General features: G+C 62.4%; 19 protein-coding genes and 1 pseudogene. 11 read left to right on the top strand and 9 right to left on the bottom strand.

Annotation, left to right across the window (positions count from 1 at the left end):
- Nucleotides 1–96 precede the first annotated feature (96 nt).
- Together J2X71_RS31410 and J2X71_RS31405 are read left to right on the top strand one after the other, a co-directional pair.
- Nucleotides 97–507, top strand: coding sequence for a helix-turn-helix domain-containing protein (locus tag J2X71_RS31410; RefSeq protein ID WP_310388499.1), 411 nt, complete (start codon nucleotides 97–99; stop codon nucleotides 505–507).
- Nucleotides 508–798: 291 nt separating this feature from the next.
- Nucleotides 799–1,506: pseudogene (locus tag J2X71_RS31405) on the top strand (adenylate/guanylate cyclase domain-containing protein); the annotation flags it as partial.
- A gap of 38 nt (nucleotides 1,507–1,544) precedes the next feature.
- On the opposite strand, the gene J2X71_RS31400 reads toward J2X71_RS31405, so the two are convergent.
- Both J2X71_RS31400 and J2X71_RS31395 read right to left on the bottom strand, forming a co-directional pair.
- Nucleotides 1,545–2,612, bottom strand: coding sequence for a D-alanine--D-alanine ligase family protein (locus tag J2X71_RS31400; RefSeq protein ID WP_310388497.1), 1,068 nt, complete (start codon nucleotides 2,610–2,612; stop codon nucleotides 1,545–1,547).
- A 26-nt stretch (nucleotides 2,613–2,638) separates the two neighbouring features.
- Nucleotides 2,639–3,259 carry a C39 family peptidase gene (locus J2X71_RS31395; protein WP_310388496.1) on the bottom strand — a complete coding sequence of 207 codons (621 nt, stop codon included), beginning with the start codon at nucleotides 3,257–3,259 and terminating at the stop codon, nucleotides 2,639–2,641.
- Nucleotides 3,260–3,392: 133 nt separating this feature from the next.
- Here J2X71_RS31395 and J2X71_RS31390 point away from each other — a divergent pair, with 133 nt between their 5' ends.
- A complete protein-coding gene (locus J2X71_RS31390; RefSeq protein ID WP_310388494.1) occupies nucleotides 3,393–4,892 on the top strand; it encodes a PLP-dependent aminotransferase family protein in 1,500 nt (499 codons plus the stop codon).
- Nucleotides 4,893–5,145: 253 nt separating this feature from the next.
- Here the strand turns inward: J2X71_RS31390 and J2X71_RS31385 are convergent, their stop codons facing one another.
- Together J2X71_RS31385 and J2X71_RS31380 are read right to left on the bottom strand one after the other, a co-directional pair.
- On the bottom strand, nucleotides 5,146–7,527 hold the full coding sequence (locus J2X71_RS31385) for an autotransporter outer membrane beta-barrel domain-containing protein (protein WP_310388492.1): 2,382 nt from the start codon (nucleotides 7,525–7,527) through the stop codon (nucleotides 5,146–5,148).
- A gap of 480 nt (nucleotides 7,528–8,007) precedes the next feature.
- Complete coding sequence (locus J2X71_RS31380) at nucleotides 8,008–8,364, bottom strand: antibiotic biosynthesis monooxygenase (RefSeq protein WP_310388491.1); 357 nt, start codon at nucleotides 8,362–8,364, stop codon at nucleotides 8,008–8,010.
- A 115-nt stretch (nucleotides 8,365–8,479) separates the two neighbouring features.
- On the opposite strand from J2X71_RS31380, the gene J2X71_RS31375 reads away from it, so the two are divergent.
- Nucleotides 8,480–9,367 (top strand): LysR family transcriptional regulator, encoded by an 888-nt coding sequence (locus J2X71_RS31375; protein WP_310388489.1) that lies wholly within the window; start codon nucleotides 8,480–8,482, stop codon nucleotides 9,365–9,367.
- Between the two features lie 72 nt (nucleotides 9,368–9,439).
- On the opposite strand, the gene J2X71_RS31370 is transcribed toward J2X71_RS31375, so the two are convergent.
- Complete coding sequence (locus J2X71_RS31370) at nucleotides 9,440–9,910, bottom strand: hypothetical protein (RefSeq protein ID WP_037071742.1); 471 nt, start codon at nucleotides 9,908–9,910, stop codon at nucleotides 9,440–9,442.
- Between the two features lie 193 nt (nucleotides 9,911–10,103).
- Between J2X71_RS31370 and J2X71_RS31365 the strand changes: the two genes are divergently transcribed.
- From J2X71_RS31365 to J2X71_RS31355, 3 genes are all read left to right on the top strand, one after another.
- The gene (locus J2X71_RS31365) at nucleotides 10,104–10,301 is read left to right on the top strand and encodes a hypothetical protein (protein WP_310388486.1); all 198 of its coding nucleotides are present in this window, start codon (nucleotides 10,104–10,106) and stop codon (nucleotides 10,299–10,301) included.
- Between the two features lie 140 nt (nucleotides 10,302–10,441).
- Entirely contained in the window at nucleotides 10,442–11,092 is a 651-nt protein-coding gene (locus tag J2X71_RS31360; protein ID WP_310388485.1) for a pyridoxamine 5'-phosphate oxidase family protein, read from the top strand.
- Between the two features lie 79 nt (nucleotides 11,093–11,171).
- A complete protein-coding gene (locus J2X71_RS31355; protein WP_310388483.1) occupies nucleotides 11,172–11,741 on the top strand; it encodes a GNAT family N-acetyltransferase in 570 nt (189 codons plus the stop codon).
- 106 nt (nucleotides 11,742–11,847) lie between these two features.
- On the opposite strand, the gene J2X71_RS31350 is transcribed toward J2X71_RS31355, so the two are convergent.
- A complete protein-coding gene (locus tag J2X71_RS31350; RefSeq protein ID WP_310388481.1) occupies nucleotides 11,848–12,843 on the bottom strand; it encodes an alpha/beta hydrolase in 996 nt (331 codons plus the stop codon).
- Between the two features lie 166 nt (nucleotides 12,844–13,009).
- On the bottom strand, nucleotides 13,010–15,829 hold the full coding sequence (locus tag J2X71_RS31345; protein ID WP_310388479.1) for an AAA family ATPase: 2,820 nt from the start codon (nucleotides 15,827–15,829) through the stop codon (nucleotides 13,010–13,012).
- Between the two features lie 317 nt (nucleotides 15,830–16,146).
- Here J2X71_RS31345 and J2X71_RS31340 point away from each other — a divergent pair, with 317 nt between their 5' ends.
- Together J2X71_RS31340 and J2X71_RS31335 are read left to right on the top strand one after the other, a co-directional pair.
- On the top strand, nucleotides 16,147–17,385 hold the full coding sequence (locus J2X71_RS31340; RefSeq protein ID WP_310388477.1) for an alpha-D-ribose 1-methylphosphonate 5-triphosphate diphosphatase: 1,239 nt from the start codon (nucleotides 16,147–16,149) through the stop codon (nucleotides 17,383–17,385).
- Between the two features lie 58 nt (nucleotides 17,386–17,443).
- Complete coding sequence (locus tag J2X71_RS31335) at nucleotides 17,444–17,611, top strand: hypothetical protein (RefSeq protein WP_310388476.1); 168 nt, start codon at nucleotides 17,444–17,446, stop codon at nucleotides 17,609–17,611.
- Nucleotides 17,612–17,623: 12 nt separating this feature from the next.
- Here J2X71_RS31335 and J2X71_RS31330 read toward each other — a convergent pair whose 3' ends face one another.
- On the bottom strand, nucleotides 17,624–18,220 hold the full coding sequence (locus tag J2X71_RS31330; protein ID WP_310388473.1) for a TetR/AcrR family transcriptional regulator: 597 nt from the start codon (nucleotides 18,218–18,220) through the stop codon (nucleotides 17,624–17,626).
- Between the two features lie 89 nt (nucleotides 18,221–18,309).
- Here J2X71_RS31330 and J2X71_RS31325 point away from each other — a divergent pair, with 89 nt between their 5' ends.
- Entirely contained in the window at nucleotides 18,310–19,185 is an 876-nt protein-coding gene (locus J2X71_RS31325) for an alpha/beta hydrolase (protein ID WP_310388471.1), read from the top strand.
- Nucleotides 19,186–19,409: 224 nt separating this feature from the next.
- Here the strand turns inward: J2X71_RS31325 and J2X71_RS31320 are convergent, their stop codons facing one another.
- On the bottom strand, nucleotides 19,410–19,928 hold the full coding sequence (locus tag J2X71_RS31320) for a DUF4440 domain-containing protein (RefSeq protein WP_310388470.1): 519 nt from the start codon (nucleotides 19,926–19,928) through the stop codon (nucleotides 19,410–19,412).
- Nucleotides 19,929–20,034: 106 nt separating this feature from the next.
- Between J2X71_RS31320 and J2X71_RS31315 the strand changes: the two genes are divergently transcribed.
- Nucleotides 20,035–21,000, top strand: a complete 966-nt coding sequence (locus tag J2X71_RS31315; RefSeq protein ID WP_310388468.1) for a LysR family transcriptional regulator — start codon at nucleotides 20,035–20,037, stop codon at nucleotides 20,998–21,000.
- Nucleotides 21,001–21,030 lie beyond the last annotated feature (30 nt).

Here is a 21,030-nt window from a genome sequence, read left to right as displayed (position 1 = left end):
TCGCTGTTGTATGTGCACTCGGAAGTCATTGAAAGAACGCACAATTACAGCCTATACTATCAATTATGTGCGTGAGGACCGAAGAGGACACCGTCGATGCGACCCAAGCGACTCCAGCCCAAGAGCGGATGTTCCGTCGAACTCACCGTCTCCATCATCGGCGGAATCTGGAAGCCGACGATCCTGGCCAACCTTCTGATGGGCAAGAAGCGTTTCATGGAACTGAACCGTCTCATGCCGGACGCGACCCACCGGGTTCTGACGCTCCAGCTGCGGGAGCTGGAGGCTGATGGCCTGATAACGCGCCACGTCTTTCCGGAGGTCCCGCCGCGCGTCGAATACGAGGCGACGCAGCTTGCGCGCTCGCTGGTGCCGATCCTTGGCAACCTCAGGGACTGGGGGGACCGATATCGCGAGGAACAGCAGAAACTTCCAGAACTGGATCCGCTCTGCCCGGCCGATGAAGCGCCGGTTTCCGCTGGTCGCAGAGCCGCGGCAGCCCGCTAGATCAGGAGCAAAACTCGGGAGACGTTCAGGCAATCGGCAGCTTTCTGCGCGGTAGTCTGCAAACGCCTGTTGCCGGTTGCTCCGAAAACGGTGCGCAGCTTCGCTCGCTTGTCTCCAATGCCGGAATGTGATGCACTGCTTGAGGGGAAAACCCGGGCTTTTGCCGCGAGCACCCAACTCACAGGTACGGTTCTATGCGCAAACTGGCTGCCGTTCTCTGTATCGATGTCGCCGGCTACAGCAAGCTGATGGGGCGCGGAGGCTGGCACGCTTTCCCGCGTCAAGGCGGCGTTTGCGGCATTTGATCCTGCATTGGCGCGCCACCATGGTCGCATCGTCAAGCTGATGGGCGACGGCGCCCTCATCGAGTTCGCGAGCGCAGTCGATGCGGCAGTCTGCGCCATTGCGCTTCAAGGCACGGCTTCAGCAACCGATCTGACGCTTCGTTTCCGCATGGGGCTTAATCTCGGAGACGTGATCGTCGATGACGGCGATCTCTTCGGGGAGGGGGTCAACATCGCAGCGCGGCTGCAGGCGCTCGCCCAGCCTGGCGGTATCGTGCTCTCCGAAACGGTGCGCGAACACGTGGCGGGAAAATTGAATGTCGCTCTTGAAGACCTCGGGACGATCTCGCTCAAGAATATCGAGCGCCCCGTCCGTGCCTTCGCCGTCCAGGGTGAGGCGCCGGCACAAGCTTCCGCCAGCCGCGAGCGGATCGGGATCTGCGTCCTGCCTTTCGCCAATATCGGCGGCGATCCGGAGCAGGACTATTTCAGCGCAGGCGTTACCGAGGATATCATCATCGATCTCAGCAAGCTCTCGTCGCTGACGGTCGTTTCCCGCGCGACATCGTTCAGCATCAAGGCTCAGAGCGCACGCGCCATCGCCCAGCAGCTCAATGTGGCCTATATCCTCGAAGGCAATGTGCGCAAGGCCGGTGAACGCATCCGCCTCTCCGCCCAGCTGATCGACGGAGCGAACGACGGTGCCGCGAGTTAGCCCCTCCCACCCGTGGGGAGGGGTTTAAGGCTGAAAGCTCAAGCGCCCCTTGCCAACCCATGCTCCACCAGCCGGTCGATGACCTCCGCATAGGCCACACCGCTGGCGGCCATCGCCTTGGAATACATGCTGATATCGGTAAAGCCCGGAATGGTGTTCACCTCGTTGACGACGAAGCGCATGTCTTCCATCACGAAGAAATCGACGCGGGCCATGCCGTCGCAGCCGAGTGCGCGGAAGGCGCGGGCGGCCATGTCGCGGATCCTGGCTTCGACATCGGCGGGAAGCTCGGCGGGCACTTTCAGGGCTGCACCATTTTCATCGAGATATTTGGCGGTGTAGCTGTAGAAGCCGTGGCTTTCGGCGGGCGCGATCTCGCCGGGGCGGGAGACGAAGAGGCCGCCTTTTGTATCTTCCAGCACGCTGCATTCGATCTCGCGCCCGGCAATGAATTCTTCGGCGATGAGCTTTCGGTCGTGGCTGAAGGCTTCGGCAAGGGCGGGGGCGAATTCCTGGCTGCCCGAGACTTTTCGCACGCCGACCGAGGAGCCCTGGCGGGCCGGCTTGATGAAGAGCGGCAGGCCGAGCGCGCCTTCGAGCGCCTCAAGCGCGGGCGGCGCTTCCTGATCGAGTGTCACCGAACGGGCAACGGGCAGGCCGGCGGCCTTCAGCAGCTGCTTGGCGATATCCTTGTCGAGCGCCGTTGCCGAGCCCAGAATACCGCAGCCGGCAAGCGGCACGCGCGCCACCTGGCAGAGGCCCTGGACCGCGCCGTCTTCGCCATGCAGACCATGCAGCACCGGGAAGACGATATCGATCCTGCCGGCTTCGGCCGCCTTTCCATCGGGCGCGATCGCCAGCAACCGTCCACGCCCGCCGGGCACGAGGCAAAGCTCGGTGCCGGAGGAGGGCTTGTCGAGTTCGCCATCGGCAAAGCGGCTTTGCAGCCAGCGCCCGTCCTTGCTCACATAGACGGGCAGGGCGTCATAACGTTCCGGATCGAGGGCGCGCATCACATTGGTCGCCGACATGATGGATACGTCGTGCTCGCTGGAGCGGCCGCCGAAGAGCACGGCAATGCGCAGCCTGGATTGGGAAGAGCTCATGAAAATCTCCTTGAAAACAAAAGCCTCTAAAGGCCGACCGCGATGCCTCTGTTGGCAAAGAAGCGGTCGAAGGTAGGAAGCGGCAGGATGACATCGGCCTGGCTGGCGCGGTCATGGCCGGAGGGATTGTGGAAGCGCACGCTCTCCTCATCGGCCGCCGTCACCAGCACCAGATGGCCGCCCTTGCCAGGCGGTTCGCGCTCCGGCCAGCGGATGGCGCTGCTGACCGAGGCGATGAAGAAGCTGTTCTCTGCGAGGATCTCGGGAATGGTTTCCACCTGCACCTGTGTCCTCACATCGGCGACAAGCCCAAAGCGTTCGTGCACGAAGGTCACGAAGGGCGCATAGATCAGCCCCTTGATCGAGGCGTCCGCCTCGTTGATCACATAGCCGCCATAGCTGGTGCAGGCCCTTGCGAGCGACAGGATCGGATGCGCCTCGCCGCGGGCGGCCAGGATCATCTTCAGGCAGGCCATGCCGCAGACATTCACCGCCCAGCGCGCATATTCCTCAATCGTCTCGGCGCCGGAATTCTTCCACCTGACATCGCGATGCAGGGCGGCAGCACCTTCGGCCAGCACCGGCAAGGTCATCTCGGGCGTTTCCCACTGGCTGAAATAGGGCACGTCGAGGCTCAGTTGGTTCATGTCGTCTCCGTCAGGCACTGCGATTGCGAATCCGCTTGAAAGTGGCTCAATCTAAATGCAGTTTAGTGTATCTTTGAAGATCCACTTTGCTTGTCGCGCGTGGGCCACTTGAACCAGCCATTGGGGAGCTTTGATGACGCTGACGAGAAGACGCGAAGGGCCATCGGCTTCGTTCCGGCCCACGATCGATCCGTCGTCATCGGCGCCTTTGCCGCGCCAGCTTTATCTCTCGCTGCGCAACGCCGTCGCCGAAGGCCGGCTGACGGGCGGGCAGCGGCTGCCCTCGACGCGGCTCGCCTCGGCGGAATGGACGATCTCGCGCGGCGTCATTGCCGAGGCCTATGAAATCCTGATGTCAGAGGGTTTTGCGGTCGCCCGCCACGGCTCCGGCACCTATATCGCCTCGTCCATTCCCGAGGGTGCGGCGCGCATGGATCCATCAGGTGCAGGCAGCGCGCAGGCGATCCGCCGCGGCGTCTCGGCCGCCGCCACTGCTATCCTCACGCGCGGGCCAAGCCTCGAGCCGCAGAAGGCACTGCCATTCGTCACCGGCCGCATCGCCCATGACGAGCGCACGGCGCGGCTGCTCAACCGCATTGCCGTCAGGCATATGAACTATGCTTTCGAAGGCTATGGCGATATCCAGGGCGAGAGGGCGCTAAGGGCGGCGATCAGCGCGCATCTCGCGGTGTCGCGCGGCGTGCGCTGCAGCCCCGACCAGATCTTCATCACGGCGGGAACCCAGCAGGCGCTCGACCTTGCCTTCCGCGTGCTGATGACGCCGGGCGATAGGGCCGTCGTCGAAGATCCGTGCTATCCGCCGGCCCGGCAATGCCTGGCGCTGAATGGCATCGATGTCGTCGGACTGCCGGTCGATCGTGATGGCATCGACATCGCGCGGCTGCTCGACGGCACGCTGCCTCCGCCTGCCGCCTTCTATGTGACGCCCTCGAACCAATATCCGGTCGGTTCCGTTCTCTCGCTCTCGCGCCGTCTCGGGCTTCTCTCTTATGCAGAGGAGAACGACTGCTGGATCATCGAGGATGATTACGACAGCGAATTCCGCTACCAGGGCCACCCGATCGCCTCGCTGCACGGCCTCGATAAGGCGGGCCGCGTTCTCTACACCGGCACCTTCAGCAAGGCGCTGCTGCCGAGCCTGCGCATCGGCTACCTCGTCGTCCCCGCCGATCTCGTGCCCGCCTTCCGCGCGGTACGCCCCGCCGTCGATCGCTGCCCGCCAAGCTTCCAGCAGCGGGTGATCGCCGATTTTCTGGAGGAGGGCTATTTCCCGGCGCATCTGCGGCGACTGAGGGAGCGGCTCCGGGCCTCGCGCGATATGCTGGCCGGGTTTCTGGGGGAGCGTTTGGCGGAGCATGTGGCGGTGCTGTTGCCGGACCAGGGGATCAATCTCACGGTTCGCAGCGTGGGCAGCTGGAATGACGACACCGCTGTGTCCGCTGCAGCGCTGAAGAAGGGTGTCGTGGTGATGCCGCTGTCGCGGATGAATGTGGTTTCGACGGACAGGTCGCGGCTGCTGCTCGGGTTTTCGGGGCTTTCCGAGGAGGAGGCGGATATGGGGACGCGGGTGCTTGCCGAGGTGTTCAGGGGCGGGGCGTTTGTGAAGGGGTAGGTTCGAGCTCCTGCGGTGCTGAAGACCTCGCCCCAAACCCCTCCGCACAAGGGGGAGGGGCTTAATCTGCCGCACCCGCTTTCCACATCTTCAACGTTTCGGGAGGAGGGCAGCGGTGCCCCAGGTTAGCCCCTCCCCCTTGTGGGGAGGGGTTGGGGAGGGGTTTTGACGCGGTAAAGACCTGATGGTCGACAAATTATAAGGTGTCGGAGGCTTCCTACGCCATATGGAGATTGGCCGCTTCCGCCCCCCTTCACCACTTCACGCGCAATCCGGCGGTTCCGCTGACGGCATAGCTATCGCCGAAGTCCTTCAGCGAGGATTTTGCCGCGACTTCGCCATAGAGCGAATAGCGCTCGTCGTTCCAGATATACGAGCCGCCAAGCGTCAGGCCTGCCCAGACCGGATCGTTCTTCGTTTCGAAACCAGTGCCGGAGACATCGACTGCCGTGCCATCCAGGAACTCGCCGTAGAGATTGGCAATGCCGTAGATTTTTGCGCGCGCCGTCTGGCCATCGGCCCGCTGCCAGCTCTCCTCGCGGTCGAGCGCCACGCCGAGCCGGCCGACCAGACTGTCGCCGTCATCAAGCGAAACCCGTGCGCCGAACCGGTCGTCGAAGCTGTCGAAGTCGACGGAGGAATAGACGAGTTGCGCCTGGGGCGTGATCGACCAGGACCCGGAGGTTGCGAAGCGCCTGCCGGCTTCGAGGCTCAGCGCATAGCCGAAGCCATTGTTGCCGTTCTCCATGGCGCCATCGACGAGATCGGATTTCAGGTCGCTGTCATACCAGGTGAGCTGGCTCTGGGCGTCGACGTAGAAATCGTTTTCGCCATACCAGGTGAGCGTCGCGCCCACCCCATAGCCTCTCGTGTCGATATCGCCATCGCCGTAGACCGAGCCAATATCGCCGGAAACCGTGCCGTAATGGACGGTCAGGCCGCCGATCAGCCGGCCGGCCTGGTCCTGGTAGAGCTCGCCATCGAGACCTCCCTCCAGCTTGAACAGATCGTAGTCATAGGTGGTGCCGCTCGTGCTTGTGTCCGGCTGGAGGCCGGCATGGGTCCCCTCGGTGCGAAGCCAGATATTGTCAGGACCGCTCGTCGGCGTCGCTTTGCCTTCGTCCGGCCAGGTGCGGTCGCCGATGCGCTGCTGCAGCGTGGAAAGTCCGTTGAGAGCGAGCAGGAGTCGCGGATAGGCTTCGTAAAGCGGAACGCCGGGCTGATAGAGTGGGGCTGCGGATGCGCCTGATGCGGCCGGATTGACCAGTGCCGAGCGAAGATACCAGTCGCCATCGGCCGGGGTTGCGATGCCGTTCTGGTAGAGCCGATAGGCGTATGCACCGCCGACCACGGCCTGATCTCCCTGAAAAACATAGTCGCCGAGCAGCGAAAAATTTCCGGCCGAGCTGCCGCCGACATCGACGATCTTGATGCCCTCGACGGTTTGCGCCCCGCCGCCGCCGAGATTGGTGACCTTGACGTTGGTGGTGCCCGACGTGTTGCCCGTGACGACAAGGCGGTCGGTCGGCGAGGCATCGCCGCCGAGCACGCTTTCGATAAGAAGCGTGCCGCCATTGCCGATATAGTTGCCCGATATCGTCAGCGTGCCGATCGAATTGCCGGGGGAGACCGTGCCCGAGTTCGTGACGTCACCAAAGATGGTACCGCTGCCGCCCAGCGTGCCGAAGTTGGTGATATCGCCGATGATGCTCGAAGCGGCGCTGTGGTCGCCGATCAGCAGTGTTCCGTCATAGATCGTCCAGTCCGTCGCGGTGGTGCCGACACCAGTGAGCAGCCAGGTGCCGGTGCCGGTCTTCTCGAAGATGTCGAAGTTCTGGTATTGCGCGGCGGCGCCGATCGCGGAGACGTCGAAGCTGTCGCTGCCGGTGCCGCCGAGACGCAGCGTGTCAGTGGTGGGCGTGATACCGGCAACGACGTTACCTTCGATCACCGACCCGGCCCGCAGCTCAAGGGTGAGTGTGCCCGTCGTCGCCGCAACTGAATGCGTGATCGCATTCGGCTGGCCCGCGCCGGCCCGGATTGTGCCGCTGTTGATGATGGAGAGATTTGTGTTAGCTGCGTTGCCGAGGATGGCGGCCGCGCCCGTTCCGCCCTCGATTGTACCTGTGTTGGTAATGGTGCCCGCGCGGTAGCGAATCCCGGGGCCACCGGCAGCTCCGCTTCCGCCGCGGATCGTTCCGTTGTTGACCAAAACAGGCGCGGCGCCGGGTCCTCCGAACTCGAGACCGGCCCCCCCGGGGCCACTCACGCTGCCTCCTCCCAGGATAGCGCCATTGTTGATGACCGATGCCCCAAAAGCTAGGCGCACCGACCCCCCGCTTCCCGCAGCCGCGTCGCCGCCTTTGAAAGTCCCCTTCAATATATAGGTCCCACCGCTGTTCCCCTGCAGGGCCACCGTGGTGCCAGTGGTTGCGCCAGAACCATTCAAGCCGGAAACGGTAAACCCCTGCGTATCGATCGTGATAGGCTTGGTGGAATTAGCCAGGCTGGTTGAGTTCACGAAGAAGCTGCCCGTCAACCTGATGGTTGCACTGGCATCACCATCGAGATTCGCGGCGCGGATGGCGTCGTCCAATTGCCCCTGGGTGCCGGCGGTGTATTCCCCCGCCGCCACGAGAGTCGGCAGACAGCAGGCAATAGCCAAGGCCGTGGCGCTAACGCCGGCAAGGAGGGTTCGTTTTCCGATAGTTGCTATGCCCGCAGCGCCGCCGCCCATGTCTGTCACCGATAAGTTGTTTCTAATATATGCATACGCTTACAGGATGTGTCTGCGCGGGTTCGGCCTGTCCCGCAAGCGATCAGCCGATCATAAAGCAGGGCGTGATGTTCCAAAAGCGACGGGTTGTTGCCGGGCGGCAACAGGAGTTTCAAATGCGACAGTTTTATAAATCAATATGTTAGGGTTTTGGTAACTTCCGGCTGTCGCCGTCGCAAAACGGGCAAGCAGGCTCTGCGGTTCCCCGGAGGCGATTCGGTCAGGATTTTGACAAACCGGAGGGCGCGAGCGTGGTCAGCGCCGGCAAAGGGAGGGTCCCTCCGCCGGATTTCTGTCGGCCGGGCGCATTCCATCCGGAAATGGACCCGGTCATCATGCTCACCCGGCCGTTTCGCGCTTCGGGAGCACAAGGTCCGCGACCGTATAGGTGTGGAATTCGCTGCTGGAAACCGTGTCCAGCCGCTTGAACTTTTCGGCGAAATCAGGATCGGAGAAGAACTCGCCGACATTGCCGGCTTCCTGGATCGCCTCGATGTTGACGACCGTCAGGCCATCGCTGCTCTTCGCCAGGCTGCTCCAGAGAAAACCTTCCTTCCGCTCGGCGACGTAATGCACCACGTCCTGGATGATCTCGAAGGCTTCCTCCTGCTTTCCGGGATGGGCATGAATGACGTTGACGATAAAGGTCGTGGGAACGGGAGCGTCTGCAAAGGCGGCGATCGCTTTGGTGTTCATGAAGATCTCCATTTGAAGCGCACGGACGAAATGGCCGCGGCAAGGTCTGGATATCGGACGGCAAATATCGGAGAAATGGGCCGGTATTCTCAACAGATCGGATATTTTTTCCGCAATGGACAGGCTCGGCACATCAGGCATTTTCGTTCAAGTCGCGGAGGCCGGGAGTTTCGTGGCTGCCGGCCATCGCTTGGGCATCTCGGGCTCGGCAGTCGGCAAGGCGATCGCGCGGCTGGAGGAAGAGCTCGGCGTGCGCCTGTTCAACCGCTCGACCCGCAGCATGGCCCTGACGGAGGAGGGCAGCTTCTTCCTCGAAACATGCAGGCGCATTCAGGCCGAATATGAAGAGGCACGGGCGAGGCTTTCGAGATCGCATTCTGTGCCGCGGGGCCAGCTGCGTGTCAGCCTGCCGCTCGCCGGCATGCTTCTCATGCCGACCATATCGTCCTTCATGGCAGCCTATCCGGAGATCAATCTCGATCTCGATTTCACCGACCGCCTCGTCGATGTCATCGAGGAGGGATTCGACGCGGTTATCCGGACCGGAGAGGTCAGGGATACGCGACTGATGAGCCGCAAGCTCGGCACATTCCGGCACGTGATCGTGGCCTCGCCCGAATATCTCGCGACCTACAGTCGTCCTGATGTGCCTGAGGATCTGCTCGATCACCGGTGCCTGCACCATCGCTTCGCCAATTCCGGCAGGCTGGAACCCTGGCCGCTGGTGCGCGACGGCATTGCGCTCAAGCTCGATCTGCCGGTGACCACGGTGGCGAGTACGCTGGAGCCGCTGATCTATCTTGCCGAACGCTCATTCGGCATCACATGCCTTCCGCCTTTCGCCGTGGCGTCGGAGATCGCCGAAGGCAAGCTCGTCCGGCTGCTGGACGATCATCTTGACGATACGGGAACCTTCAGGGTTCTCTGGCCGAGCAGCCGGTATCTGTCACCCAAGGTCAGGGCCTTCGTCGACTATATGGCCGCCAACCTGTTCAGCGCATGAGGTGTTCATGGGCGCTTTGATCCATTCGGCAGGCTGCTATGCAGCTCTTGCAGGAGCAGTTGCCGCCGAACCTCAGGACTGTCTGCCCATGCTCTGCGACATGCGACGGCTATGTACGGATTGCGCATGCCAGATGGCCGCTCCAACCCAAAAGATCGAGAACAACGCCAATGGCAGCAATGACCGGAGAGATAACCAGGCCGCCGTGTCCAGGAACGGCGCTGTCGTGCCGATGATTATCACGCTGACGAACGAGCACAGGGATAATCCGAGATAGGTCTGTCGCCATTGCGACGATGACAGCAACGATCGGCGCTCGAACAAGAGGTTTTGAACGAGGCTGGATTGCGCAGCCAAGGCTGCAAATATGATGGCAGCCGGCAGGAGCGATAGCGACAGCCGAAACTTGACGGAAAATTCAGTTTGTACAAACAGGGAATATGCCGATGCGTATATTCCGTAGGTGATGCCGGCATTCAGCGCCAGAACAACAATCGAGCGCCAGAAGATATTCCAGAAAACGCGAACAAGAACGATCGGCATTCTTTCATTCCTTTTGTCGTAAATTTCCGGCTGAAACGAGACCTGTTTTCCTGACTCTGCAACTTCGCAGAATAGGGAACTTGGCGGTGACCGCAATGACGCTCCCGTCACTCGACTGCCGAAGAAGGCGGCTTTTGCTTGCTGCGCAGGAAGAGCGCACTTACTTTCCCTCGGGCAGACGAAGGAGCCCGCAATGACCCGAGGCAAGCCGAGCATAGAGGCCGAGCAATATGCCGTACCCGGCAAGCCGGGAGCGGACGGCAAGCTGGCACTTCATTCCTTTCGTTACGAGGTCTTTGATCTGCCTGCACTGGTGGGGCACACCGAACAATGTCACGATGCGGGAGAAATGATGACGGTTGCCGTTAGCGCTGCGAGAGACGGGGACTGAGGGCAGGGCAGATACCTGCATTCACGAACCTACTTCGCTTCCCAGGATACCGCGGCTTGACGAACGCCTCAAATCTGAGGTACGTACGTCATTACCTCGGACGCGATCCGTCCGACAGGGGGCTGCGGGAGGAAAATGGAATGAAGGAGTTCAGTGTCGATCCAAAATTTGTCGTGAGGGATGAACAGGCTCTTCGAGAACTGTTTCAACCGACGCATGCTCTGGCAGCTCAGAAGTGTATGGGCGCGCTCGACAAGCACGCTGAGGAGTTCATCAGGCGATCGCCATTCCTGTGCATCGGCACCCAGAACCAGGATGGCAAAGCCGATGTCAGCCCTCGCGGCGATCCGGTCGGCTTCGTGAAAATCCTCGATCCGCACACATTGGCGATCCCGGACCGACCGGGCAACAATCGCCTCGATACGCTGGCCAATATTCTCACCAATCCCAGCGTTGGACTGCTCTTCATCATTCCGGGATTTGACGACACGCTTCGCGTGAATGGCGAGGCCAGGCTCGTGACCGACCCTGATATTCTTGGGGATATGGGCGTCGGCGATCGTGTGCCCAAGCTTGCTATATTGGTCAAGGTGGGCGAGGTTTTCCTGCATTGCGCCAAGGCATTCAGGCGCTCTCATCTGTGGAACCCGGAGCACTTTCAGGATCGCAGCGAGATGCCCTCGCTTTCAAAGATCATCCTGGATCAGACGACGGGCGCTCCGACCGATGATATCGAAATGCGCAAGATAGATGACGCACTCGAAGACGCCTACAGGAAGTCGCTCTATTGACGGCTCCTGACTGGACTGTCGGTATCGGCTGAACCGCGGCTGCGATCTGGCCGGTCTATTCGAGTTGGTTGGAATTTGGATGTTGGACGGACGCCCAATCCTGGTCATGCCGGACCTTGAGAAGCTCTCGGGGTATGAAGCGGCGCTGGCGAAGGGCTGGTCGCCCGACCCGCGGCGCATTGGAGATACTGGCTTCATCGAAGCCGAACTTCAGGACCTTCGTAATGATCCCGCGGCATATCTCGACAAGCTGATGGGGCGACATGCTTCGGCCAAACCGCAGATCAGCGATACGGCCATGGCGCTCACCAATCACACGTTCTGGATTTGGGATGGGGAGTTCTGCGGCAGGATCGACCTGCGCTATCTGCCCGTCACCTGGACGGTTCCCGACAGCATTCCGGGACATGTCGGATACTCGGTGGTGCCCTGGAAACAAGGCCGGGGCTACGCCACAGCCGCGCTCGATGCTCTGCTCCAGTTCGCAAAATCCCTGGGGCTGAGTGAGATCGACATTCTCTGCAACGAAGAGAATGTCATTTCCCGCGCCGTCATAGAGCGAGTTGGCGGTCAGCTGATGCGACGCGCGCCCCATCCCTCAGACAGGCCCGAGCAGCAGAAGCTGTTTTTTAAGGTTCCACTGATCTAGAGCCATTCCGTTTTCTTCGAACTACCGGGACCGTCACCTGGGACAGGCAAGGATCAATGCAAGCCAGCGACGCGGCGCGCTGATGGCCGCCGCGTCGCCGCATCGATCAATGCGTTGCGGGTTCGAGATAGCGGCGCAGATTGTCGCTGATCTGTTCGATCGCGGCTTCCGTGGAAGGCACATTGCGGATTGCGTTCAACAGCACGAAGTCATGGATCGTGCCGTTGTAGCGGGCCGCAGCCACGGTCACGCCGGCTTCCTTCAGTTTGCGGGCATAGGCCTCGCCCTCGTCGCGCAGCGGGTCGTTCTCGGCAGTGATGACGAGTGCCGGCGGCAGGCCCTTGAGCTGATCGATGCTGGCGCGCAGCGGCGATACATAGGGGTTGTCGCGGGTCTTGGCGTCGGGCGCGTAGAGATCCCAGCCGTATTTCATGAATGCGCGCGCCAGGAAGCGCTGCTCTCCATATTCGTGATAGGAGCCCGTATCGACGCTGGCATCGGTCGCGGGGATGAGAAGGGCCTGGAAGCTGATCTTTGGGCCGTTGCGGTCCTTGGCCATCAGCGTCAGGGCCGCGGTCATGTTGCCGCCGACCGAATTGCCGGCAACCGCGATCCTGCTGCCATCCGCGCCGAATTCACCGGCGTGAGCCGCCACCCATTTCAGCACGGCATAGGATTGATCGAGCTGAGTGGGAAAGCGTGCTTCTGGCAGGGACGTATATTCGACGAACACGCCGACCTGGCCGGAGCCGACCACAAGATCACGCAGCAGGCGCTGGTGGTTTTCAAAATTGCCGACGATCCAGACGCCGCCATGAATGAAGAGCAGCACGCCGGGTTCGCCGGTAATGTGCTCGGGCTTCATGATGTAGATCTTCACGCTCAGACCGTCCTGGGTGATGGTCTGCTCGGTCGTGGTCACGCCTGACATGTCGACCGGCGTCATGTTCTGAAGCCCGGTAAGGATCTCCTGGGGCTTGGGCTGCGGCAGTTCCCAGAACGGGCTCGGATCCTTGTTGATTTCGGTGAGGAAGGCGCGGACCTGGGGGTCGATCCGCGGGTCGGTCGCGGCGTCGGGCGCCGCTTGAGCGGGCTGAATCATGAGAGTTGCTCCGAGGCTGAGGGTTGCGAGTAGGGGCAAGAATTTCACGGTCTTTCTCTCCGGGAAGGTTGCACGCAGCCGCATTGGTAGCCCCCGGCCGGAAGCTTCCGCTTCTGTCAAATGACCAGTCTGGCGACTGGTGGCCACTCCGGTGACAGGTCGGTGGTCAGCTTTCAGGCGTGATGGCGTCAGTCAGAATGGGACGCAGCCCCGAGCGCGACGTGACGCCGGTCTTCGCAAAGATGCGATGAAGGTGGTAGCCGACCGTGCGGTGCGACAGATAGAGTCTGGCGCCGATTTCCTTGTTCGACAGACCCTCGGCGGCAAGCTGGGCGATATGAAGCTCCTGTGGGGTCAGCGTCTCCCAGACATATTCGGTTCGCTTGCGGCTCGCTTCTCCCGAAGCGCGCAGTTCCTCGCGCGCACGCTCGCTCCAGGGCAGGGCGCTCAGCGCATCGAAGATGTCACGGGCCTCGCGTAGCGGCGCTCTCGCATCGGCGGACCGCCGCTGGCGGCGCAGCCATATGCCGTAGGCGAGCAGAAGACGTCCCCTCAGGAAAGGCCATTTGCTTGCGCAGGGCCCGAGACCCTGCAGGTAGAACCGCTCGGCCTCCGCAGGTGTTGCGAGCAGTGCCTTGCCGTAGGAGAGCATCGTTTCGACCCACGGCACTGGCGACGGACCGGCGACACGCTGCATCTCCTCGATCACTTCCTCGGCCGTTTGGGCATGTCCGGAGAAGACTGCGGCCTCCACGAAATCAGCAAGACCGAAGAATTGCAGACCGGAGTTGAAAGCCGGATCGGCGGGGATAAAAAGACGCCGCAGATGCTCGTAGGCCTCCCAATGCCGGCCTGCGCCGATGGCGGCCGTGCCGCGTGCAATCTGCAGCATTGCCAGCAGGAAACTCGCGCCGACCGAGACGACCAGGCGTTCTGCCTGGGCCGCATAGGCCTGTGACTGGTCCAGATTGCCCATCATGCCCGCAAGCCTCGCCTTGACGATCGTGGCCGCGGCAATCCAGAGCGTTCCTCCCGTTTCTTCGGCGAAGCGAACGGATTCCTCGGCCTCCCGCATCGCGCCCGTCCAGTCGCCGACTTCCATCTCTGCCCAGGCTTGAGCAAAAAGCACGCGCGCGAGGTCGCTGAGCCGCCCCTGATCGCGCAGGGCGGCAGCCGAATAGGTGAGCAAACCGACGCCAAGGTCGAAGGCGCCGATGACATTGGCCGTACTGCCGAGAATGCGCGCCGCGACCGGGTTGCCGCCGCTCGTGCCGGCAAGCTGCTGGAGCTTGCCTGATATCTCGCCCCCGAGGTGAAGCGGCTCGACGTAAGCGGATATGGCGATCAGGCGTGGATCGGTGTCGGGCAATTCGAGCCTGTTTGCCGCCATCAGGATGGTTTTGCGAAGATCCCCATCCGCATTGCTCCACCAGCAGCGTTGCGCGGCGCGCCAGAGCAGGTTGCTTGCCAGATCCGTGGCGCCGGCAGCATTGGCCTCAGCGGCGAGGCCAACCAGACTGGGGATTTTCGCGGGGTCGTTGACCATCGGAGGCTGACCCATCTCGCGGCACCAGCCGATCCGCGCCGATGCGACAGGATCGGGCTCGCTGACATTGGCCTGGCGCAGCAGTCGCTCCAGCAAGTCCGGCTGGCCGAGATCGGCGGCAAGCTCGGCGGCGCGCAAGAAACGGTCGCTCCTGGCTCGCGGTGTACCGCTCAGCGCCGCCGCCTTTTCGAGAACCTCGATTGCCATGGCGACGGCACCTTTGCGCAAGGCGCGGCCGGCCATGACATCATATTCGCCCGCCAGTTCCTCATCCGGTCCGATCGTTGCCGCCGCACGATGCCATAAATGCCGGTCCAGCTCTTCATGAACGATCTCGGCAAGAGCGGCATGGATCCGGTGCCGCGTCGCCAGATCTGCCGCCTGGTGCATTGCCGAACGCACCAACGGATGCCGGAACCGCACCTCCGTTTCGTCAAGGTCGATCAGCCTGGCGGCAATGGCGGGCGTCAGAGTACTGACATCCACTTCTTCGCCCAACACGGCTTTGCCCGCGCGCAGGATTTCGTGGAGCGATGTCCCGTCGTTTTCCGCCGCCACGAACAGCAGCATCCGGGTTGCAGCGGGAAGATCGGTCAGCCGGGACGAGAAGGCGCGTTCCAGGCGTTCCGTCAGTGGAAGCCATGTCGTATCCTTGATATCAGCCGCTCGCCTGTCGCGCGGCAGTTCCAGGAGGGCGAGGGGATTGCCCGCGGCCTCCTGGAGGAAGCGGCTGCGCAGGTCGGCCGAAAGATCAGGCGCATGGGCGTCCAGCAGGTGCTCGGCATCGGCTTCGCCGAGCCCCGAAAGCCGAAGCCGCAGATGGGAGGGATCGTCGAACAGGCGGTCGAAGCCATCGCGCATGGCCACGAACAGGACGATAGGATCCGAACTCAGCCTGCGTGAGATGAAGGCCAGCACCTCATAGGTCGCCTCGTCCAGCCACTGGACGTCGTCGGCGATGAGCAGGATGGGCCTGCGCGCAGCACTTTCCGTCAGAAGGGACAGTGCGGCGAGCGCCACCAGAAAGATGTCGGGTGCGCCCGTGTCATCATGCATGCCGAAAGCGGAGAACAAGGCAGATCGCTGACGGGGAACCAGGTTGACGGCCTCCTTCATCAGCGGGCGGAGCGCCTGCTCGAGCGCTGCGAAGGGCAGATGAACCTCGGCCAGAACGCCGGTCATGCTCAAGACCGTCAGATCGCGTTCGCGGGCCTGATGCCTGGCCCGTTCGAGGAGGGCGGATTTTCCAATCCCGGGCTCGCCGCTGATCACGAGCGTCGATCCGCCCTGATCGATCCGCGCGATCATCTGGTCGATCAGGGCAATGTCGCGATCCCGGCCCTTCAGGAATTCGGGCCCGGAGACGTGTGCAGACCGGGCGGGCGCGCCCTTGCTTTGCCTGCGCCGTGACGACCCGATCTTTTCCGACTGCTTGGCCATTAATTTAACGCTGCTTGCTCTGATCCGCGCGGAGGAATGCAAACGAATCGAATCCCGGACTATGGTTCAGCAACTGCCGACGCGTCGCCTTGTCATTGAGCGTGCCATTCGCAGACATATCCGTAAAGCAGCTTCCACCCGGGCAAGAAGAGCCCGGATTGAGGCGAGGAGGAGGGAGCGCTGCCGCATGCGATCAAATAGTGCCAACGCACAGCGACGTTCGCAAATTTGTCATATCCGCTGGTTAGAAGCGGCGGCCTGCGCGCAGCCTGTCGAGGGACTCAGCTGCTGCGCCTCTTTTTTTCGGAATGAGACCCATGCAAAACAATCCGGCAGTGATTATCGAGGGTGCAACCGTGGTTTTTGGCGACCGTCTGGAGACCGCCTCCGTGCGTGTCGAAGACGGCCGGATCACTGATATCGACGGTGCGCGCGACGGGGCGGATCCTATCGATGGACGAGGCCATCTGCTCGGCCCGGCTTTCGTGGACATTCATGGCGATGCCTTCGAGCGGCAAGTCATGCCGCGGCCCGGCACGATGCTGCCGGTCGCGGCCGCGCTGCTCGAAACCGACCGCCAGCTTGCCGCCAACGGCATCGCCACGGCCTATCATGCGCTGACGCTCAGCTGGGAGCCGGGGCTGCGTTCGGTCGAAACCGGTTATGCCATCGTGCGTGCGCTCGACGCGCTCACGCCCCGGCTGACGGTGGACAATCGCGTGCAGCTGCGCTGGGAGACCTTCTGCTTCGAGGCGATCGACCTCATTCGCGAGGCGCTTGCCGGTCCGCGCCTGCCGTCGATTGCCTTCAACGACCACACCTCGATGGCGATGCTGCATCCTTCGACGCCGCTGCAGGAACGGCCGTTCGACCTCGATCCGGCCTTCCCGACAGTCGATCCCGAAACGCCTGCCTTCGCCGAGAAGATGGGGGAGCGCGCCAAGCGGGCGAAAATCCCGGTGGCGGACATGGTGGCACTCGTGCGCAACATGTGGGCGCGCCGTCCGCAGGTGCCAGATGCAATCGAGGAAGTGGCAGCGCTCGGCCAGGCCTCGGGCGCACCGATGCTGTCGCATGACGACAGCCAGATCGAAACGCGCGACTTCTTCCGTCTCCGCGGTGCCAGGATCTGCGAATTCCCGATGAACCGGCGGGTGGCGCGGGCCGCCCGCGATGCCGGCGACTTCATCGTCTTCGGCGCACCGAACGCGACGCGCGGCGGCAGCCATCTCGCGTCGATCGGTGCGGCCGACATGATCCGCGAAGGGCTCTGCGATATTCTCGCCTCGGACTATTATTATCCGGCGATGCTGCTCGGCCTTGCAAGGCTCAAGGCCGATGGCGTGGCACCGCTCCACGCGCTCTGGCCGCTCGTCTCTGGCAATCCGGCGCGCGCCTCCGGTCTTGCCGATCGCGGCGTCATCGAGGTCGGGAAGCGGGCGGATCTCGTGCTGGTCGATTGGCCTGATGGTGCTGCACCCGCCGTTCGCCGCACCTGGGTCGGCGGCCGGGAAGCCTATCGCGCAGCACCTGCGGGTGAGTTGGCAATGGCCTGACCGCGGCGACCTATCGCCGTAAGCTGTCCAACGGATTGCTACGCGCTATATCGCAGATATGGAAACGCTCTATGTCCTGCTCATCTTCGCAGTAGCCATCGCCATCATCTATCTGGCCGGCAAATGGAACACGTCCGACGTCGACCATTATATGGGCTTCGACAATCTGCGTTCGCCCAACAAATCGAAAGCGTCTGATGGCGACAAGGATGCGGAGAAGGAATGAGGCCGCTGGCGCCTAGCTGAAGCCTCTCGCCTGCACACCAGCGATGACCTCGTCCGAGACCTGCCGCAGTTCCTGCCGCGAGGCGCCGTCATATGCCTGGACGGACAATCCCTGCAGGACGGCCACAAGATAGCGGGCGAGCGAAACCGCATTTTCCTGATCCAGCCATCGCCCGAGCGTCTCTGCGATCATCTCCCGCATTGTGTTTCGCCGCTCTGCCGTTTCGCGCGCCAGGTCCGCATGATCAGGCCCGCACTGGATCAAGCCGCTTGATATCATGCAGCCGCGCTCCCCGGCTGGGTCGGTAACGGCGTCGATCGCCTTGTGCAGCAGCGTCTCGATCGTCTCCTGAAGGGTCGTGGCCGTTCTGATATCCCACACCGGCCCCCGCAGGCCGAAATAGCGATCGAGCGCCTCGCGGTAGAGCCCCGCCTTGCTGCCGAAAGCCGCATAGAGGCTTGGGGGCGCGACGCCGATTGCGGCCGTCAGGTCGTTCAGCGAGACCCCCTCGTATCCATGCCTCCAGAAGAGGCGCATGGCGATATCGATCGCCTGATCCCTGTCGAAGGTTCGCGGGCCGCCGCGACGTGTTTTCACAACCTTATCCATAGTGATCACTAAAGACCGCTTGACAGCAAAAAGCAAGCCGTTAGTTTGTAGTGATCACTAAACATAAGGATTTTGGCATGATACGAATAATGCGCGGAATTTGGGTGGTGGTCCTGCTGATGGGCCTGTCTTCCATGGCGATGGGCGCGGAGAAGAATTACACGGTGAAGGCGCCTGATGGCGTCGAGATCGCGGTTCAGGAATCGGGCGATCCCGCCGGGCTGGCGATCGTTTTCATCCACGGCCTGCTTGGCAGCCATCTGAACTGGGACATGCAGGTAGGCAGCGCCAATCTGCAGAAATATCGGCTGATCACCTATGACCTGCGCGGCCACGGCCTGTCGGGCAAGCCAGATGATGCAGAGGCCTATCATGACGGGCGCCGCTGGGCCGACGATCTCTCGGCCGTCCTCAAGGAGACAGGCGCGAAAAATCCCGTTCTGGTCGGCTGGTCGCTCGGCGGTGTCGTGCTCTCCAACTATCTTGCCGCCTATGGAGACGATGGCCTTGGCGGCATCGTCTATGTCGACGGCGTCATCGAACTCAACGCCGCGCTGATCACATCGCATCCTGATGTCTATGCGGGCATGGCTTCGGATGATCTGACAGTGCACCTCGATGCCGTCAGGACGTTCCTTGGCCTGTGTTTCGAAACCAAGCCGGATACGGCGACGTTCGAACGGCTGCTGTCAAATGCCGCGATGGCCTCGTGGATCATGACGCGGACCGTCCCGTCGATGACCGTTTCTGCCGGTTTGCCTAAAGCGCGTGTGCCGGTTCTGTTGCTCTATGGCGGCAAGGACGTTCTGGTCAATGTCGAGCCGAGCATCGCAAGAGCGCGGGAGCTCAATCCGGCCGTTCAGACCAAGATCTATCCAAAGTCGGGGCATGCGCCATTCCTGGAAGAGGCGCAGCGCTTCAATGGCGATCTGGCGAAGTTCAGAGATGCGATTGCCAGCGAGTGAATTTGGAGAGAGGGGGCAGGGCTGGTGGCGCGGCCCACCCCAACCTCCTCATTCCTGTGCCCTCGTGCTAGCACAAGGGATGTCACAGGAATCCAGTCTGCCCAAGTCCTTGGGCAGGAGAGACTTTTTTCTTTTGAGGCGTATGAGTCATTCGCCGCGCAGACGCGCGGCGGCTGGATTCCTTCGACAAGCACAGGAATGAGGGAGCTGGGGAGATCGCTCCCCTATGCCCCGCGCCCGAGTGCCGCCGATTGCTCCAACGTGATGGCATGGCCGAGCGGATCGGCGTGGCGGTGGGCAAGCCGCCACTCTCCGCCCTCCCGCCGGTAGACGAGCGTCACCCGCAGCGCCCAGTCCTGCGCGGGCAGGCCGCCGACTTCGACATGGGCGCGCTCGATGACGGCGAGCACGATCATATCGGTGCCGGCATAGGTCTCGACAACTTCCTGTTTCAGCGTGCCGTTCCTGAAAAACTGCCGCATGCCATCCCAGGTCTTCTCGGTGAAGCCGGTCTCGTGAGACGGCGTGCCACCGAAGGGTGACATCAGTGTGAAGTCCTGCGTACGTGGCACAAGCGCCCGGTAGGTATCGACATCGCCGCGCATCAGCGCGGCATTGGCCTCTTCCGATATCCGGGCAAGATTTGCTGCCGGCATATCCGCGTTGCTGTCGCCGACATTACCGGCAAGGGACGCAAGACCAGCGGTGCCGGCAACGAGAAGGGATCGTCGAGACGGTGACATGAGATTTCCTTTGCCAGCCTGGAGTTCGGAGACGCGGCTGCGGCGCCCGCATGCTCCAGAAATGCCAGTTCCCCGATGCTGAAGCCAATGATATGATTTCAGCAATATGCTGAATGAAACTGATCTCTCGCGCGCCGATCTCAATCTCCTCGTGCTTTTCGAAGCCGTTATCGAGGAGGGCCATGTCGGCCGCGCCGCCGACCGGCTGAATATCTCAGCGTCAGCCGTCAGCCACGGGCTTGGACGCCTGCGGCGGATGCTCAATGATCCGCTGTTCGTAAGGACGCCCAGAGGCGTGGTGGCGACGGCCCGGGCGATGGAGCTTGCCGCGCCGGTTGCCGAGATCCTCGCCAGGGTGCGAAGCGTGATTGCGACCGCCGAGCCGTTCGATCCGGTAAGGTCGAGCCGCCGGTTCACGCTCGGGGCGCCGGATGGCGTTTCCGCGGTCTTCCTGTCCGCGCTGCTTGCCGGATTGGAAAAGGCGGCGCCGCAGATCGATATCAGCATACGCCAGCTGCTGCCGGAACAGGGCGAAAGCGCGCCTGCGCGGGCCTGGCGCAATGCTTTTGGCGATCTGGAAGCCCGCGCCATGGATATCGCGGTGGTGCCCGCCGATGATATCCCGGCGCGCTTTCACAGTCTCACGCTCTACGAAGAGGATTTCGTCATCGCCATGCGCGCCGGCCATCCTTTCGCGCGGGAGGCGACGCTCGACCGCTATATCGGGATGCGCCACCTCGTCGTTTCGCTTGGTGGTGATCCGCACGGCTTCGTCGACACGGCGCTTGAACAGCGGGGCTTGAACAGGCGGATGGCGCTGACGGTGCCGAACTTCATGTTCGCGCTCGCCATCGCCGGCGAGAGCGACATGCTTGCTGCCGTCCCCCGTCGCTTCGCCGCACTCTACGCGCCGCGCTTCGACCTGGTGACGGTGGATGCGCCTTTGCCGCTGCCGCGTTTCCGGCTGAGCGCCGTTGCCCCGCGCGCGGCGATGATGGATGCCGGTCTGAGCTGGTTGTTCGGGATGCTGCTATCGGCATGTGAGGTCGGGCGTTCTGCGGGATCGGTCTGACCAGGAACGAACGAATGCTTTCGGCCCCTG

Source organism: Rhizobium sp. 1399 (assembly GCF_031455475.1).
Classification (GTDB): domain Bacteria; phylum Pseudomonadota; class Alphaproteobacteria; order Rhizobiales; family Rhizobiaceae; genus Rhizobium.
This window is presented reverse-complemented; position numbering and strand designations above follow the sequence as displayed.

What these genes read in the sequence shown, in the direction of transcription:
- J2X71_RS31335 (WP_310388476.1), top strand. Translation starts at nt 17,444, where the DNA reads ATGGAAACGCTCTATGTCCTGCTCATCTTCGCAGTAGCCATCGCCATC.
- J2X71_RS31340 (WP_310388477.1), top strand. Translation starts at nt 16,147, where the DNA reads ATGCAAAACAATCCGGCAGTGATTATCGAGGGTGCAACCGTGGTTTTT.
- J2X71_RS31380 (WP_310388491.1), bottom strand. Translation starts at nt 8,364, where the DNA reads ATGAACACCAAAGCGATCGCCGCCTTTGCAGACGCTCCCGTTCCCACG.
- J2X71_RS31375 (WP_310388489.1), top strand. Translation starts at nt 8,480, where the DNA reads ATGGACAGGCTCGGCACATCAGGCATTTTCGTTCAAGTCGCGGAGGCC.
- J2X71_RS31345 (WP_310388479.1), bottom strand. Translation starts at nt 15,829, where the DNA reads ATGGCCAAGCAGTCGGAAAAGATCGGGTCGTCACGGCGCAGGCAAAGC.
- J2X71_RS31360 (WP_310388485.1), top strand. Translation starts at nt 10,442, where the DNA reads ATGAAGGAGTTCAGTGTCGATCCAAAATTTGTCGTGAGGGATGAACAG.
- J2X71_RS31400 (WP_310388497.1), bottom strand. Translation starts at nt 2,612, where the DNA reads ATGAGCTCTTCCCAATCCAGGCTGCGCATTGCCGTGCTCTTCGGCGGC.
- J2X71_RS31390 (WP_310388494.1), top strand. Translation starts at nt 3,393, where the DNA reads ATGACGCTGACGAGAAGACGCGAAGGGCCATCGGCTTCGTTCCGGCCC.
- J2X71_RS31320 (WP_310388470.1), bottom strand. Translation starts at nt 19,928, where the DNA reads ATGTCACCGTCTCGACGATCCCTTCTCGTTGCCGGCACCGCTGGTCTT.
- J2X71_RS31350 (WP_310388481.1), bottom strand. Translation starts at nt 12,843, where the DNA reads ATGATTCAGCCCGCTCAAGCGGCGCCCGACGCCGCGACCGACCCGCGG.
- J2X71_RS31325 (WP_310388471.1), top strand. Translation starts at nt 18,310, where the DNA reads ATGCGCGGAATTTGGGTGGTGGTCCTGCTGATGGGCCTGTCTTCCATG.
- J2X71_RS31315 (WP_310388468.1), top strand. Translation starts at nt 20,035, where the DNA reads ATGCTGAATGAAACTGATCTCTCGCGCGCCGATCTCAATCTCCTCGTG.
- J2X71_RS31395 (WP_310388496.1), bottom strand. Translation starts at nt 3,259, where the DNA reads ATGAACCAACTGAGCCTCGACGTGCCCTATTTCAGCCAGTGGGAAACG.
- J2X71_RS31370 (WP_037071742.1), bottom strand. Translation starts at nt 9,910, where the DNA reads ATGCCGATCGTTCTTGTTCGCGTTTTCTGGAATATCTTCTGGCGCTCG.
- J2X71_RS31410 (WP_310388499.1), top strand. Translation starts at nt 97, where the DNA reads ATGCGACCCAAGCGACTCCAGCCCAAGAGCGGATGTTCCGTCGAACTC.
- J2X71_RS31355 (WP_310388483.1), top strand. Translation starts at nt 11,172, where the DNA reads ATGTTGGACGGACGCCCAATCCTGGTCATGCCGGACCTTGAGAAGCTC.
- J2X71_RS31330 (WP_310388473.1), bottom strand. Translation starts at nt 18,220, where the DNA reads ATGGATAAGGTTGTGAAAACACGTCGCGGCGGCCCGCGAACCTTCGAC.
- J2X71_RS31365 (WP_310388486.1), top strand. Translation starts at nt 10,104, where the DNA reads ATGACCCGAGGCAAGCCGAGCATAGAGGCCGAGCAATATGCCGTACCC.